This is a genomic window from Trinickia dabaoshanensis, from assembly GCF_002879885.1.
In the GTDB taxonomy this organism is placed as follows: Bacteria; Pseudomonadota; Gammaproteobacteria; order Burkholderiales; family Burkholderiaceae; genus Trinickia; species Trinickia dabaoshanensis.
In genome coordinates this window covers 1-16146 of the sequence record NZ_PNYA01000023.1, presented here as the reverse complement: position 1 = coordinate 16146, position 16146 = coordinate 1, and the positions used below count along the sequence as shown (strand labels likewise).

General features: G+C 64.2%; 13 protein-coding genes and 1 pseudogene. 12 read left to right on the top strand and 2 right to left on the bottom strand.

Features of this window, described 5'->3' with window-relative positions; translation table 11 throughout:
- Positions 1 to 71 precede the first annotated feature (71 nt).
- Positions 72 to 725 (bottom strand): peroxiredoxin, encoded by a 654-nt coding sequence (locus C0Z18_RS22565; protein ID WP_102647674.1) that lies wholly within the window; start codon positions 723 to 725, stop codon positions 72 to 74.
- Positions 726 to 1278: 553 nt separating this feature from the next.
- Between C0Z18_RS22565 and nirB the strand changes: the two genes are divergently transcribed.
- From nirB to C0Z18_RS22515, 10 genes are all read left to right on the top strand, one after another.
- Positions 1279 to 3711, top strand: coding sequence for a nitrite reductase large subunit NirB (gene nirB / locus C0Z18_RS22560; protein WP_102647773.1), 2433 nt, complete (start codon positions 1279 to 1281; stop codon positions 3709 to 3711).
- A 42-nt stretch (positions 3712 to 3753) separates the two neighbouring features.
- The gene (nirD, locus tag C0Z18_RS22555; protein WP_102647772.1) at positions 3754 to 4080 is read left to right on the top strand and encodes a nitrite reductase small subunit NirD; all 327 of its coding nucleotides are present in this window, start codon (positions 3754 to 3756) and stop codon (positions 4078 to 4080) included.
- Between the two features lie 16 nt (positions 4081 to 4096).
- On the top strand, positions 4097 to 6823 hold the full coding sequence (locus C0Z18_RS22550; RefSeq protein ID WP_102647771.1) for a nitrate reductase: 2727 nt from the start codon (positions 4097 to 4099) through the stop codon (positions 6821 to 6823).
- Positions 6824 to 7399 (top strand): ANTAR domain-containing response regulator, encoded by a 576-nt coding sequence (locus tag C0Z18_RS22545; RefSeq protein WP_102647673.1) that lies wholly within the window; start codon positions 6824 to 6826, stop codon positions 7397 to 7399.
- A gap of 7 nt (positions 7400 to 7406) precedes the next feature.
- Positions 7407 to 8498 carry a CmpA/NrtA family ABC transporter substrate-binding protein gene (locus C0Z18_RS22540; RefSeq protein WP_102647672.1) on the top strand — a complete coding sequence of 364 codons (1092 nt, stop codon included), beginning with the start codon at positions 7407 to 7409 and terminating at the stop codon, positions 8496 to 8498.
- A gap of 186 nt (positions 8499 to 8684) precedes the next feature.
- Positions 8685 to 9242 (top strand): SRPBCC family protein, encoded by a 558-nt coding sequence (locus C0Z18_RS22535; RefSeq protein WP_102647671.1) that lies wholly within the window; start codon positions 8685 to 8687, stop codon positions 9240 to 9242.
- A gap of 161 nt (positions 9243 to 9403) precedes the next feature.
- Positions 9404 to 10537, top strand: a complete 1134-nt coding sequence (locus C0Z18_RS22530; RefSeq protein ID WP_233217436.1) for an HPP family protein — start codon at positions 9404 to 9406, stop codon at positions 10535 to 10537.
- Between the two features lie 168 nt (positions 10538 to 10705).
- Positions 10706 to 11122: a MarR family winged helix-turn-helix transcriptional regulator gene (locus C0Z18_RS22525; protein ID WP_199189520.1), complete on the top strand. Its 417-nt coding sequence runs from the start codon at positions 10706 to 10708 to the stop codon at positions 11120 to 11122.
- A gap of 13 nt (positions 11123 to 11135) precedes the next feature.
- Entirely contained in the window at positions 11136 to 12929 is a 1794-nt protein-coding gene (locus tag C0Z18_RS22520) for a chloride channel protein (RefSeq protein WP_102647669.1), read from the top strand.
- 213 nt (positions 12930 to 13142) lie between these two features.
- Positions 13143 to 14201, top strand: a complete 1059-nt coding sequence (locus C0Z18_RS22515; RefSeq protein WP_102647769.1) for a hypothetical protein — start codon at positions 13143 to 13145, stop codon at positions 14199 to 14201.
- A gap of 29 nt (positions 14202 to 14230) precedes the next feature.
- Here the strand turns inward: C0Z18_RS22515 and C0Z18_RS22510 are convergent, their stop codons facing one another.
- Positions 14231 to 14923, bottom strand: coding sequence for a helix-turn-helix transcriptional regulator (locus C0Z18_RS22510; RefSeq protein ID WP_102647668.1), 693 nt, complete (start codon positions 14921 to 14923; stop codon positions 14231 to 14233).
- Between the two features lie 281 nt (positions 14924 to 15204).
- Between C0Z18_RS22510 and C0Z18_RS22505 the strand changes: the two genes are divergently transcribed.
- Both C0Z18_RS22505 and C0Z18_RS33590 read left to right on the top strand, forming a co-directional pair.
- Positions 15205 to 15888 carry a DUF2589 domain-containing protein gene (locus C0Z18_RS22505; RefSeq protein WP_102647667.1) on the top strand — a complete coding sequence of 228 codons (684 nt, stop codon included), beginning with the start codon at positions 15205 to 15207 and terminating at the stop codon, positions 15886 to 15888.
- A 30-nt stretch (positions 15889 to 15918) separates the two neighbouring features.
- Positions 15919 to 16146 (top strand): annotated as a pseudogene (locus tag C0Z18_RS33590) (hypothetical protein); the annotation flags it as partial.

The window sequence follows — 16146 nt, the reverse complement described above, 5'->3', positions numbered from 1 at the left end:
AAGGGAACCGGCGCGCCCCGCTGCACGAGCGGCGATGACGCGCCGGTATCGGCTCTGCCGGAGCCGTTACGTTACTTCGGCTGCGCGACCGTGCGCAGATACGGCTTGAGCGTCTTGAACCCTTGCGGGTATTTCTTCTTTGCTTCCTCGTCCGACACCGACGTAGGAATGATCACGTCGTCGCCCGGACGCCAATTCGCGGGCGTCGCCACTGCGTGCTGTGCGTTGACCTGCAAAGCATCGAGCAAGCGCAGCACTTCGTCGAAATTGCGGCCGGCGCTCATCGGATAAACGAGCATCGCCTTCACTTTCTTATCCGGGCCGACGATAAAGATCGATCGGATCGTGGCATTGTCGTTAGCCGTGCGCGCGCCGCCGCTGGCGTTCGGGTGAATCATGTCGTACAGCTTGGATACGGTCAGATCATGGTCGCCGATGACCGGAAAATTGACCGCGTGTCCTTGCGTCTCCGCGATATCGCCGACCCACTTTTCGTGATCGCTGACGGGATCGACGCTCAGACCGATCACCTTCGTGTTGCGCTTGTCGAATTCCGGCTTCAAGCGCGCGACGGTACCGAGTTCGGTCGTACAAACGGGCGTGAAATCCTTCGGATGCGAAAACAGGATCGCCCAGTGATCGCCGATCCAGTCATGAAACTTGATGGTGCCTTCCGTGGTTTCAGCAGTGAAATCGGGTGCGACGTCGCCGATGCGGATGGTCATATCGAACCTCCTCGTTTAGTTACGTTGGCAAGCACTGAAAACCCGCTCACGCTCACTGCATGACCCACGTGGGCCTGGCGGGATGAGTTTCGATCAAGGCTCCGAATTATAGACCCCGATGCGTGACATCATCCGCCAACGACGCACCGAAGCGGACACGCCCGCGCCGAACGGGTGCGGCACACCGCGTGCGCTGCACTGCTGCAGTGCGGCAAGTTGGTGCGGCGCTTCCCCCGCGTCGGGCGAAAATACCCGCAAAGCCTTGTGGGTAGTACGTTTCAATCACTTGGCATAGCCTTTGCTTAGTTGTCGCGCGTACCCGGCAACGGCGCCGGGATGCATGCAACGCAACGCGATTGCACGGCGACGGCGGCAAGCACTCAAGCAAGCACACCCTCCCAGGCGCATCGCTCACGCTTCAAGGACAACGGCGTCCCCTCGTGCAACGGCACGAGCGGACGCCGTTTTCGTTGGCGCATGCCATGAAAGCTCATTTTTTGTATCCCGTCGTGCAATGACGCTGCGACCTCAACGATTCAAGGAGTATGCAACGATGAACGCGCCCCGACTCGTCGTAATCGGCAATGGCATGGCCGGCATCCGTACGATCGAAGAACTGCTCGCGCTCGCGCCGAATCATTACGAGATCACGGTCTTCGGCGCCGAGCCGCACCCGAACTACAACCGGATCTTGCTCTCGCCGGTGCTGGCCGGCGAGCAGACGTTCAAAGACATCGTCCTGAACCCGCTCGAGTGGTACCAGGAAAACGGCATTCGCCTTCATCTGGGCAAGAGCGTGTCGCACATCGACCGCAAACGCCGCATCGTCGTGGCCGACGACGGCACCGAAGCACCCTATGATCGTCTGCTCATCGCGACGGGTTCGCAACCGTTCATCCTGCCCGTGCCCGGCGCCAAGCTCAAAGGCGTGATCACCTACCGCGATATCGGCGACACGCAAGCGATGATCGACGCGGCCTCGGTCAAGCGGCGCGCCATCGTGATCGGCGGCGGCCTGCTCGGGTTAGAGGCGGCCAACGGCTTGAAACTGCGCGGCATGGACGTCACGGTGGTGCACCTGGCCTCGACGCTGCTGGAGCGGCAACTCGACGAAAACGCCGGCCGCTTGCTGCAACGCTCACTGGAAGCGCGCGGTCTGCAGTTCCTGCTCGCCAAAGCAACGAGCGAAATCATTGGCAACGAAGCCGGCGAAGTGGCCGGCGTGCGCTTCAAGGACGGCGACGAAATCGAAGCCGACCTCGTGGTCATGGCGGCCGGCATTCGCCCGAATACGGCGCTGGCCGAGGCGGCCGGTTTGCACTGCGATCGGGGCGTCGTCGTCAACGATACGTTGCAAACGTACGATCCGCGCGTCTACGCCGTGGGCGAATGCGTGAGCCATCGCGGCGTTGCCTACGGGCTCGTCGCGCCGCTGTTCGAGCAGGCCAAAGTCTGCGCCAACCATCTCGCGTTGATGGGCATCGGCAGCTACAAGGGCTCCGTACTCTCGACCAAGCTCAAGGTCACCGGCATCGATCTGTTCTCGGCGGGCGACTTCGTCGGCGGCGAAAACACCGAGCAAATCGTATTGTCGGACCCGGCGAGCGGCGTCTACAAGAAGCTCGTCATCGAGGACGACCGCTTGGTCGGCGCTTGCCTATATGGCGACACGGCCGATGGCGCCTGGTACTTCAAACTGCTGCGCGAAGGCCGCAAGCTCGGCGAATTGCGCGACCGCTTGATGTTCGGCGAATCGAGCATCGGCGACGCCGGGGTGCAAGGCCACAATCGCGCCGCCTCCCTCGCCGATTCGGATGAAGTATGCGGCTGCAACGGCGTATGCAAGGGCACGATCGTCAAGGCCATCACCGAGAAGGGGCTCTTCACGCTCGACGAAGTCAAGAAGCACACGAAGGCGGCGAGTTCGTGCGGCTCGTGCTCGGGCCTCGTCGAACAAATCTTGATGAGCACCGTCGGCACGAGCTTCCAAGAAACGCCGAAGACGAAGGCGATGTGCGGTTGTACGGATCGCACGCACGACGAAGTGCGCAAAGCCGTGCGCGAGCACAAGCTGCTCACGCATCGGGCCGTCTACGAGTTTCTCGAATGGCGCACGCCGAACGGATGCGCCACGTGCCGCCCCGCCGTCAACTATTACCTGGTCTCCACTTGGCCGCGCGATGCCGTGGACGACCCGCAAAGCCGCTTCGTCAACGAACGCGTACACGCGAACATTCAAAAGGACAACACGTTCTCCGTCGTGCCGCAAATGAAGGGCGGCGTCACGACGCCGGACGAATTGCGCCGCATCGCCGACGTCGCGGACAAGTACAACATCCCGATGGTCAAGGTCACCGGCGGCCAGCGCATCGATTTGCTCGGCGTGAAGAAGGAGGATCTCGTCGACGTATGGAAGGACCTCGGCATGCAGTCCGGCCATGCTTACGGTAAATCCATCCGTACCGTGAAGACCTGCGTGGGCAGCGAGTTCTGCCGCTTCGGCACGCAAAACAGCACGCAAATGGGCATCGATCTGGAAACCATGCTCGCCAACATGTGGTCGCCGCACAAGGTCAAGCTGGCCGTCTCGGGCTGCCCGCGCAATTGCGCCGAGGCGGGGATCAAGGACGTCGGCGTGATCGCCGTCGATAGCGGCTGGGAGCTGTACGTGGGCGGGAACGGCGGGATCAAGACGGAAGTCGCGCAGTTCCTCGCCAAGGTGAAGACGGCCGAGGAAGTGAAGGAATACACGGGCGCGTTTTTGCAGCTGTATCGCGAAGAAGCGCACTACCTCGACCGCACGGTCCATTACATCGCTCGCGTGGGCCTCGACTACATCAAGCAAAAAGTCGTGGACGACGCCGCCAATCGCCGCGCGCTTTTCGAACGTCTGCTGTACGCGCTCGATGGTCTGCCCGATCCGTGGCAGGCGCGTATCAAGGGACATCAGGAACGTGAATACATTCCTTTGAAAGTCATCGCCTAAGCGCGCGGAACGAACGAGATGGATATGGACATGGATTTGGATATGGATACGACGATCTCCTCGACCTGGACCCACGTGTGCAGCGTGGCCGACATTCCGCGACTGGGTAGCCGCGTCCTGAAGCGCGAGGACGGCGACATCGCGCTCTTTCGCACGGCCGACGACGAAGTCTTCGCACTGCACGATCGCTGCCCGCACAAGGGCGGCGCGCTCTCGCAAGGCATCGTGCACGGCAAGACGGTCACGTGCCCGCTGCATAGCTGGAACATCGCGCTGGAGACGGGTGAAGCGTGCGCGCCCGACGAAGGCTGCACGCTGCGTTTCGCCGTGAAGGTGGATGGCGAAGCCGTGTTCGTTCGCTTCGCTTGATGAGGACGCCGCCGCGATGAAGACCGTCACACGCTCCACCTGTTGCTACTGCGGCGTAGGATGCGGCGTGCTCATCGAAGCCGAGCACGGCCGGATCACGGGCATCGCCGGCGATCCCGATCACCCGGCCAACTTCGGCAGGCTCTGCACGAAGGGGCGCACGCTGCCCCTGACCGTGGCGGATCACGCCGGCCGGGCGCTGCGTCCCGAGTTGCGGCTCACGCGCGACGCGGTGCGCGAGCCGGCCGATTGGACCGTCGCGCTCGATCATGTCGCGGCACGCTTTGCCGACATCATCGAGCGCGACGGTCCCGATGCCGTCGCTTTCTATATCTCGGGGCAGCTTCTGACGGAAGACTATTACGTCTTCAATAAGCTCGCGAAGGGACTGATCCGCACGAACAATATCGATACGAATTCGCGGCTGTGCATGTCGAGTGCCGTGAGCGCGTACAAGAAAGCGCTCGGCGCCGATGGCCCGCCGACTTGCTACGAAGACCTCGAACTCGCGCAAACGGTCCTGTTCGCGGGCAGCAACATGCCCTACGCGCATCCGGTCTTGTTCCGGCGCCTCGAGGAAGCGAAGGCGAGAGACCCGTCGATCAAATGGATCGTGGTCGATCCGCGTCGCACGGATCTGGCCGCGCTGGCCGATCTGCACCTGGCGATCACGCCGGGCACCGATGTGGCGCTGTTCAACGGCATGCTGCATCACATGATTTGGGAAGGCTCGATCGATCCGGCTTACATCGCGGCTCATACGAGCGGATTCAATGAGCTCAAGTCGCTCGTGCGCGGCTATACGCCGAGCATGGCCGCCGAGATTTGCGGCATCGCCGAATCGGATTTGCTGGTGGCGGCGCAATGGTTCGCCGCGAGCCCGGCCGCGCTCTCGCTCTATTGCATGGGCCTGAACCAGTCGAGCCACGGCACCGATAAGAACCTGGCGTTGATCAACCTACACCTCGCCACGGGACAAATCGGCAAGCCCGGCGCGGGGCCGTTTTCCCTGACGGGCCAGCCCAATGCGATGGGCGGGCGCGAGGTGGGCGGCATGGCGACGATGCTGGCCGCGCACCGCGACATCGCCAATGCAGAGCATCGAGCCCAAGTCGAGGCGCTATGGGGTGTGAACGGGCTATCCGCGCGTCCGGGCTTGCCGGCCGTGGATATGTTCGATGCGCTCGCCGAGGGCAAGATCAAGGCCGTTTGGATCGCTTGCACGAACCCGGTCCACTCGATGCCCGATATCGAACGCGTTCGCCGGGCGCTGCGCACGGCCGAATTCGTCGTCGTACAAGAAGCGTTCGAACAAACGGACACGGTGCCCTACGCCGACGTATTGCTGCCCGCCGCCAGTTGGGGCGAGAAGTCGGGCACCGTCACGAACTCCGAGCGACGCATCTCGCGCGTGCGCGCGGCGGTCGAGCCGCCCGGCGAGGCGCGGGCCGATTGGTGGATCGTCAACGAAGTCGCGCGCAGGCTCGAAGCACGGCTATCCGCTCGGCAAAGCGAAGAAGCACCGAACACGCATAATGACGCTGGCTTGTTCCCGTTCGAATCGCCGCAAGCGGTATTCGACGAACACCGCTCGCTCACGATCGGCCGCGATCTCGACATCGGCGCCCTCTCTTACGATGTTCTCGAACGAGACGGCCCGCAGCAATGGCCGTTTCCGGCGGGCCGCGAGCGCGGCGCCGCGCGGCGCTATGTCGACGGAACGTTCGCCACGGCCGACGGGCGGGCCCGCTTTCATGCGCCGAGCTACTTGCCCGTGGCCGAGAGCGTCGATGCGCGCTACCCCTTCCGCCTACTCACCGGACGCCTGCGCGATCAATGGCACGGCATGAGCCGGACGGGCCGTGCGGGCGTGCTGTTCAATCATGCCCCGCAGGCCACACTCTCCATGCGCCGGGAAGACGCGGCACGCCGCGGCTTGAAGGAAGGCGAGCTCGTCACGATCGCCAGCCGCCGCGGCCGCCTCGTGCTGCCGCTCGAGACGAGCGACGACCTCGCGCCCGGCACGGTTTTCGCGGCCATGCATTGGAGCGGGCAATTCCTGGCTAGCGGCGGTATCAACGAAACGACGATCGGGGCCGTCGATCCCGATTCGAAGCAGCCTGAACTGAAGCATGCGGCCGTGCGCATCGAGCCGGCCAAACTGCCGTGGCGCCTGACCGCCGCAAAGCGCGGCGATGTGCTCGCGTTGCGAGCCGCCGTGCAGCCCCTGCTCGCCGAACGCCGTTATGCGTCGATTCGCGTGGAGGCCGACGAATTGATCGTCGTCACCGCCGCCGACATCGATGCCGACGCGGCTTGGACCGAGCGCTTGCACGATGCGCTAGGATTGGCGCGTGGCGACGACCTGCTCGAATATCGCGACCCGCGCCGGGGCCGCACGCAACGCATCGCCTGGGATGCGCATTTCGTCGATGGCTTTTTGCTGACGGGCGACACGAGCCCCGCCGCGGCGCTGATCGAGCAGATCCGCGGCGAGACGCCGTGGGAGGGCCCGCGCCACGCGATCGTTCTGCTTGGCGGCGATACCCCGCAACAGCGCGTTCGCGCGCCGCGCGATCGCGTGATCTGCAACTGCAAGCAAGTGAAGCAATCGCAGATCGAGCAAGCGGTGGCCAAAGGCGCGGCGCTGGACGAGTTGAAATCGACGCTGGGCTGTGGCACTGTCTGCGGCTCCTGCGTCCCTGAAATCAAGCGATTGCTGACCGCGACGACACCGGCTTAGATGTTGCGTATTTTGCTCGTCACCGACACCGAAAAACCCATCGGCGAATTGCGCGAGGCGCTCGCTCGCCTCGGCTACGACATGCTGCCCGAAGCCGCCGCGCCGCATGCGCTGCCCAAAGTCGTCGAGCGCGAGCGGCCCGACGTCGTCATCATCGATACCGAATCGCCGTCGCGCGATACGCTCGAGCACTTGGCGGTCATGAACGAAACCGCGCCGCGACCGGTGCTCATGTTCAGCCACGACGCCAATCAGCAGTTGATCCGCTCCGCCGTCGATGCCGGCGTGACCGCCTACATGGCCGAGGGGCTGACCGCCGATAAGCTCGCGCCGATTCTGGAAGTCGCGCTCGCGCGTTTCGCGCATGAGGAAAAGCTGCGCCAGCGGCTCGCCAAAGCGGAAAGCGAACTCGAAGACCGCAAGACGATCGATCGGGCGAAGCGGCTGCTCATGGAGCGCGGCAAACTCTCCGAACACGACGCCTACGCGTCATTGCGCAAGCGCGCGATGGATGCGGGCGTACGTCTGGCCGAAATCGCACGCCGCGTGCTCGAAGCGGCCGACTCTTCGAGGTAGCAACGCCATGGATATCGCAACGCCGAGCGACGGCGCCCTTGAGAAAACCCATCTGCGCATCGGTTTCGTCGCGCTTTCCGACGCCGCGCCGCTCGTCGCGGCCAAGGTACTCGAATTCGGACATCGCCACGGGCTCACGCTCGAGCTATGCCGTCAGCCGTCTTGGGCGGCCGTGCGCGACAAACTGCTCGCGGGCGAAATCGACTGCGCGCACGCGTTGTACGGCCTCGTGTACGGGATCGAGCTCGGCATCGGCGGGCCGCGCGACGAGATGGCGATCTTGATGGTGCTCAATCGCAACGGACAAGCCATCACCGTATCCACGCCGCTCGCGCGGGCGCTCGATCGGGAGGGCAACTTAAAAGCCGCGCTCGCGACGCTAGGGCGAACACCCGTCTTCGCGCAGACGTTCCCCACCGGCACGCACGCGCTCTGGCTCTACTATTGGCTCGCCACGCACGGCGTGCATCCGCGCGACGATATCGAAAGCGTCGTCATTCCGCCGCCGCGCATGGTCGATGCGCTCGAGCGCGGCACGTTGGACGGTTTTTGCGCGGGCGAGCCGTGGCATGCGGTGGCCGAAGCGCGCGGTGCCGGTGAAACGGTCGTCACGACGAGCGAGATCTGGCCGAATCATCCCGAGAAAGTCCTCGCCTGCCGGCGCGAGTTCGTTAAGCGCTATCCGGCGACGGCGCGCGCGCTCGTGCGCACCATGCTCGAAGCGTGCCGATGGGTCGATGCGCCCGAGCATCGCGAGGAAATCTCGGCGTGGCTCGCCAAGCCCGATGCGCTCGACGTGCCGCGCGAACTCATCGCGCCGCGGCTCACGGGGCGTGAAGGCGGAAAACGCTACTCCCGGGCACCGCTACCGGTCGCGTTTTTCGACGGCGGCTCCGTCAATTATCCGCACGTCGCCGAGGGCCGCTGGTTCCTCGCGCAGTATCGCCGCTGGGGACTGTTGCGCGAGTCCAACGTCTCGGCATCCGATGACGAAGCGATCGCTGCGCGCGTCAACCAAACGCGGCTTTATCGGGAAGCCGCTGCCCTATCCGGCGTGCCGTCACCCGCCGAAGCGCAACCCGGCATCGACGATGCGTGATGCCGGACGGTTTGCCGGTGCATGAACCGGCATCGGTCGTCTTCGAGGTTATTCGTAGGAGCAATCTTCCCGCCTAGCGTCTATCTTAGTTTTCGCGGCGGGCGATATGTCGACGGCAGATCGACAGCCCGCGGCCATCCGGAAAACTGATTGAGCACGAGACATCTCCCACAGGAGGTATGCATCATGTTCAGCGCATTTCTCATTGTCGGACTCCTAATCATCGCAGCGGCAGCGTGTCTGCTCGTCTATACCGCCACGCGACCGAACGAGTTCCACATCGCTCGTTCGGTCACGATCGAGGCCCCGCCCGAAGCCATCTATCCCTTGATCAACGACCTTCGCCGATTCAACGAATGGAACCCCTTTGCGAAAAGCGACCCGACGATCAACCTCACCTACGGCGCATCGTCGGAAGGACGCGACGGGAGCTACGTTTGGAACGGCTCGGGCCGAAGCGGCAAAGGCCGCATGCAAATCACGGAGACCGTTCCCCCGCAACGCATCGCAATGAGTCTCCAATTCGAAAAACCCATGAAGGCGAACAACACGGTCTTGTTCACCTTGAAACCGCAAGACGCCGCCACCGACGTTTCGTGGGAAATGAGCGGCGTCTCGAGCTATATGCAAAAGTTATTCGGCGTCTGCTTCAACATGGAAAAGATGGTGGGCGGCGAGTTCGACAAGGGCTTGAACAGTCTGAAGGTCAAGGTGGAAAAGGGGGATGCGACGGGAGCGGCGTAGCGTTGCGCGAGTGAGCCGCCGAGCCTATGCGGCGTCGCCGCAACGCTATGGCCCGATAAGGGTTGGCACGGATATATCACATTGAGATACAATCTCGGGCTCCCGAGGCGGCGATGCGACCTTTCGCCGCGCTTTCGTCATGTGATCCGAAGAAATACGCCGTGCCTAGTCAAGCCGCCTTACGTTGGTTCGCCAGCTTCGCCCCACAGCCCATCGCCGTCTCGTCGCGCGAACGTCTGCGTGCTTGCCTCGGCGCGCTGCTCGGCATCGCGGCAACCGGCGCGTCGATGCATTGGCTGCTCGGCCCGCAAGCGCAAGTCCCGTTTCTGATCGCGCCGATGGGCGCGTCGGCCGTGCTGCTGTTCGCCGTGCCCGCCAGCCCGCTTGCGCAGCCTTGGTCGTTCGTCGGCGGCAACCTCGTCGCGGCTACGGTCGGTGTGCTCTGCGCCATGTGGATCGGCAATCCCGTCGTCGCGGCCGCTGTTGCGCTCGCGGCCGCCATCGGCGTCATGTTCGCGCTGCGCTGCATCCACCCGCCCTCGGGTGCCGTCGCGCTCACGGCTGTGCTCGGCGGTCCCGCCATTCATGCGCTCGGCCTGCGCTTCGTCATCGAACCGGTGGCCCTGCAATCGGTCGTGCTGCTCGTCTCGGCGATCGTCTATCACACCGCCACGGGCCATCGCTATCCGCACGTGAGCCGCCCCGCCGCGCAGGGTATCGCCGGCGTGACGCGCGCCGATCTCGTAGCGATCGTGCGCGAGCGCGGCGAATTGATCGACGTGGCCGCAGACGACCTCGAATCGCTCGTGCACGAAGCGCAACTCCTCGCCTACGCCCGCAGCTTTCGTGAGCTGACTTGCGCCGGCATCATGTCGCGCGACGCCGTCAGCGTGTCCAGCGAAACGTCGGCCGCCGCCGCGTGGCGACTGCTCGAGCGTCATCGCATCAAGGCATTGCCCGTCATCGACGAAGCGAAGCGCGTCGTCGGCATCGTCACGCGCACCGATTTCGTCGGCCGCACCGCATTCGGGCTGCGCGGCCCGCGCGGCAAACGCTGGCCGCTGTGGCGCAATCCCTCCGAGTCGTACCGCGTCGAGGATCTGATGACGCCCAATGTGCGCACCGTCGATCCGCACTTGCCCGTCGCCGAACTGATTCCGGTATTCGCCCATTACGGACACCACCACATTCCGGTCGTGGACGGCGCCAAGCGTTTGATCGGCATGATTACGCAGTCGGATTTGATCGGCGGGTTGCATCGGCAAACGCAAACGCGCCAGCTTCGCACGGCGTAGGTCCAAAAGACGAAACGCGCATCGCCGCGCTTCGCGTGTCGCCCGCTTACCCGGCCTACCGCTTCGGTAAGCAGTGCTAACCTCGAAATCCTTGACCCAAAAGGCTACGCGGCCATTTATATCACAATGTGATATAATTTACGATTTCATCCTACCCTCGCCTTTCCCATGAAAACAGCCGCCGCAAGCATGCTCGCCAAAAGCGATTTCGAGCAACTGTCGGAGTTCCGCTATCAGATGCGGCGCTTCGAACGCTTCTCCGAGCGCGCCGCGCAAGGCGAAGGCATCACGCCGCTGCAGTACCTGCTGCTGTTGCACGTGAAAGGATACCCCGGCCGCGAATGGGCCACGATCGGCGAGTTGGCCGAACGTTTGCAAGCACAGCATCACGGCGTCGTCGCGCTCGTCTCGCGCTGCGAAGCGCTCGAGCTTGTCAAACGCAAGGTGAGCGAGACGGATAGACGGCAAGTGGAAGTCCACTTGCTCAAAGCAGGCGAAACGGTATTGGCAAGACTGGCGGCATTGCACCGCGCCGAGCTGAAGTCGCTCAAGGGCGCGTTCACCGTGCCGCAAATCGATTTATGACCTTGATAGAGCTATGAGCACCGACCACATCGATCCAAACAAGCGGGACTTTTCCGCCAACGCCCGGTTACCCGGCATCTGCGCATTGGCCGCCGTCATCGGCGTAATGGGCACCATCGCGGCTGTCGTGCTGCTCAAGCTCATCTATTTGTTCACGAACGTGTTCTTTTTCGGCACGTTTTCGTTCGTCAATCACTCGCCGGCCGAGAACAAGCTCGGCGTCTGGGTCGTGCTCGTTCCCGCGATTGGCGGGCTCATCGTCGGCTTGATCGCCCGCTTCGGCTCCGAGAAGATTCGCGGTCACGGTATCCCTGAAGCGATCGAGGCCATCTTGTTCGGCAAGAGCCGTATGTCGCCGAAAGTCGCCATTCTCAAGCCGCTGTCGTCGGGCATCGTCATCGGCAGCGGCGGGCCGTTCGGCGCGGAAGGTCCGATCATCATGACCGGCGGCGCGTTGGGCTCGCTACTCGCGCAGTGCGTGCGGGTCACGGCCGCCGAGCGTAAAACGCTGCTCGTCGCGGGCGCCGCCGCCGGCATGACCGCCGTCTTCGGCACCCCCGTGGCGGCCGTGCTGCTGGCCGTCGAATTGCTGCTGTTCGAATGGCGCCCGCGCAGCTTCCTGCCCGTGGCGCTCGCCTGCGCCGTCGCGGGGTTCTTGCGCGCGTCGTGGTTCGGCGTCGGTCCGCTGTTTCCGCTCGAAACCGCCCCGCCCGGCGCGATCTCGCTCCTCTCGTGCTTGATCCTGGGCGTGGCTTGCGGCGCGTTGGCGTCCGGATTGTCGATCGCGCTTTACGCCACCGAGGATCTGTTCGGCAAGTTGCCGCTGCACTGGATGTGGTGGCCCGCTATCGGCGGCCTCGCCGTCGGCCTCGGCGGGTTGATCGAACCGCGCGTACTCGGCGTGGGTTACGACGTCATCGGCGACTTGCTGCATCAGCAACTCGCGATCAAGGTGGCCGTCGCCATTCTGGTCGTGAAGGCCATCATTTGGGTGATCGCGCTCGGCTCCGGTACGTCCGGCGGCGTGCTCGCGCCGCTGCTCATGCTCGGCGCGGGGCTTGGTATCGTGATGGGACCGATTCTGCCCGGGCATGACACGGCGCTGTGGCCGCTCGTGGCCATGGCCGCTACGCTGGGCGCCACGCTCGGCGCGCCGCTGACGGCCATCGTGTTCGCCTTCGGTCTCACGCACGACGCCAACGCGCTCTTGCCGTTGCTCGCGGCAACACTCGTCGCGCACGGGTTCACGACGGTGGTCATGCGCCGCTCGATCATGACCGAAAAGATCGCGCGGCGCGGCTATCACATCTATCGCGAATACGGCGTCGATCCGCTCGAGCGCCATCACGTCGACGAAGTCATGACGCGCGCCGTCGAAACCATCGATGCGCAGTTGTCGGTAGGCGAGGCCCTGGCCACTTTCTTCGGGCCCAGCCAGACACATCGCGCCTATCCGGTCGTGCGCGGCGATCGACTCGTCGGCATCGCCGATCGCGCGACGCTCGCCGCGTTGGCCGGTGCCGAAAGCGGCGCCCCCGCGCTGACGAAAATCGGCGACGCGCTTGCCGCGAAGTCGGTCACGGTGGCCCTGCCCGGCGAAACGTGCCGGCTGGTTGCGGCCCGGCTTGCCGTGCACGGGCTCGAGCGCGTGCCGGTCGTGACCGATCGCGATTCGATGACGCTTGCCGGGATCGTCTCGCGCAGCGATCTCGTCAAGCCCTCGCGCATGCACTTCGAGGAAGAACAAAAGCGCGAGCGCTTCCGCCGCGTGGCTTGGCGGCCGGTGAAACGCCGCAACCAAGCGTAATCGACTGGGGCTGCGCGCGCGAGGGCACCTCGTTCGCGTGCAGGCCCGTCCGACTGCAGAGTTCCTGTCACGGGGCAGCCCCGTCACGGAACGTTTCTCCCCTTCCTGCTTGCATGACTTCCGCTGCATTGTTCGCGCCCTTGCCCTCGGCGCACAGTGCAGCCGATGCCGGCCGTTGCCGGTTCGTTCGGTTCCCTTTCGAGGACGATCGTCATGCACCTGCCCTTGTTTCTCTTTCGCGCGCGCGAGCGCGGCGCATCGTTGCCCGCGGCGCTCGAATCGCCCGACCCTAACGACACGCTCGACGCCCAGCTCCGCAACGAGTGCGACGCCATGGCGCGCTTCGCGCTGCGCCATGGCCTGCCGGTCGCACCCGAATCGATCGCCGACCTCGCCCGTTTGATTTCGGCCGACACGCCATCGCCCGCGCCCGCCGCCGACGAACCCGACGCGCGGCATAGACTGGCGGCCCTGCACGGCAAACTGGCCGCCGTAATCGCGCCGGCCACGCCTCATGCCGTCTTGCTGCTCGACTCGCACTATCGCAAGGCCCACCCGCTTGCATGGCTCGGCCCCGTGCCGTTGATCCGTTTGCTGAGCATCGCGGCGATCGCGTTTCTCGTCGCCGTCATCGCGACGGGCCTCTCCCCGGATGTTTCGGCCAAAAACATCGAACAAGGTTTTCTCACCGCGAGCGGCACCAGTTTGCTCTGGAACACGCTGTTTCTGATCTTTTGCGCCGGGCTCGGCGCATCGTTCGCCGCGCTATTCCAGGCCCATCGCTACATCGCCGATGCCACTTACGACCCGCGGTACGACGCCTCCTATGGCGCGCGGCTGATACTCGGTGTGATCGCGGGCTTGATCCTCGTCGAGATGCTGCCGCGCGATCTATTCGACAGCGGCGGGATGCGCAGCTTCGGCAAGCCCGCGCTCGCGATGCTCGGCGGCTTCTCGGCCACGGCAGTGCACCGTCTGTTGCAACGATTGGTCGATACGCTCGATGCACTCGTCAAAGGCGATCCGGCGGCCGGTATCGCGGCGATGCGCAGCGCCGAGCGCGCCCAAACCGCGCAAACTCGCGCACAGATGCAAAGCGAGATCGCCGCGAGCCTCGTCGAGCTGCAGCAGGCGCTCGACGATACGGCCTCGACCGACGACGTCAAGCGGCGGCTCGCGGCGCTGACGCGCACGATGCTCGGCGCCGAGCCCATTCGCGGCGGCGCGGCTCGGTCGAATCCGTCGTCGCCCGTCGAGGCCAAGGCGCGATGAACCGGCGCGGTGAGCCGGCTCGATCTCCGTCAGTCGGCGCCCGCGAACGCGGCGCGCGGCAGCGGCAACGGCAGCCGGGTCGCTTCGCCCGAGATGCGCCGGGCGAGCCACAACGCGGCTTCGGTTCGGTTGCTGACGCCGATCTGCCGAAACAGCGCATATAAATGATTCTTGATCGTGCCCTCGGCGACGTTCAGCGCACGGCAGATCTGCTTGTTCGATTTGCCTTCGGCGAGCAGCCGGAGCACTTCGAGTTGACGCGGCGTCAGTCGATCGAGCCGCCGTTCGCCGACGCTCGACAACGTGCGGGCGCAAGGCTCGTCCTCGTCGCGATAGCGAGAAGGCACATAGATCGCACCGGATGCCACTTGCTTGAGCGCGAGCGCGAATTCCTCGGCCGTCGCGTGACGCTCGACGACGCCCGCCGCCCCCGCCAATAGTGCGTCTGCGATAGCATGCCGCCCTCCATTTCGCACGACGAACAGCCATGGCACCGCGCCGAAAACGCTCGGCAATACTTCCGGCCATCCGACCCGAGCCGCCTCGTCATCCCACTCGAGCGTAATGGCATCGATACCATCTCCAATCAACTCGTCGCGCACCCGATAAACATCGTCGGGATTTTCCGCGGACCAGACTTTCCAATCTTTATCGAGCTTCAGGAGTGCATCGGCTACTCCAGCTACGAAAAGGGGCAGACTATCGATCATCAGGACGTTCATTTATGCGCTTCCCTCGGTAGCGAGATGTTCTATTAACGACGCCTAACACATCTCATTCGGTTGCTTTTTACCGCCGTTTTCGTCGGTACGCACTAGCACCGAAGGTCCATGACCGACGTACTAATCCGTAAGGCCCGTGGCAGCGCGGCCCAGCGCGGCGCAATAGTCCTGTGTCTCCGGCCATGACCTGCGGCCCCTTCGTTCGACCACTCGAACCCCGTAATCTGAACGACGTCAGCGTACCCACGCTGCGCCATTTCTAACACGAAGGGGGTTTTCTCATGGATGCAAATTTTATCGGGTCGGTGATCAATGCATTGCCGATGGACCAAATGATTGCCGGCCCCTTGAAAGCGATGATTACGGCGCAAACTCAGGCGGCCAAAAGCTACGCCGATTTTCTGATGCAGGTGTGCATTCAAGACGGCAAAGCGGTTGCGGTCCAGTTCGATTACGACGAATCGCTCGTCGACGAAAATGGTGTCTCCAAGGGCATCGTGCAAAAAACGATGCGCATCCCACTATTGGCGGCAATCGTTCACCCGATTATTGCCATCGAAGAAGGCACGATCGACTTCGAGCTCGAGATCACGCAGTCGGAGAAATCGTCGTCCTCGACGGAAGCCGGCGGCGAATTCCAGGCCAAGCTAGGGTGGGGACCGGTAAGCGTCAGTATTTCCGGGCGCGTCTCGCACAAGTCCGAGCAAACACGCAGCACCGATACGCGCGCCAAATACTCGATCCACACGCAGGTGCGCCGGCAGCCGCCGCCCGAGGCGCTGATGCGCGTCATCGATTTTTTGACCGATGCCGCCACCAAGCCCGTCGTGACCGAAGACAAATCGAAGAATCCCAAGCCGCTCCCGCCGACGCCGACCGACGGCACCCTCGTCGGCCAGAAGAGCGACACCGCGGCCCAGGGAGCAGCCGGCGCACAGCCGCAACCGGCCAGCACGACGCCTTGATGCACCCGGCCTAGCCTAGCGGAGATCGCCATGTTCAAGCTCTTCAGGCGCCGGCGCGCGAACGGTGCGTCCACTGCGCCGCAGTCGGCACCGGCGCAGCCACCGGCGGCAGGCGACACCGATTCGTGGCAGACATGGGACGGTCCCCCGCCCCGGCCGCAGCGATCGGACGCGGCCGCGCCCGGCGACGCGCCGCCTAATCCACCGGCTGGGCCTCCACCCGATCCACCCGATCCGCCCGATCGGCCAAGCCCGCCC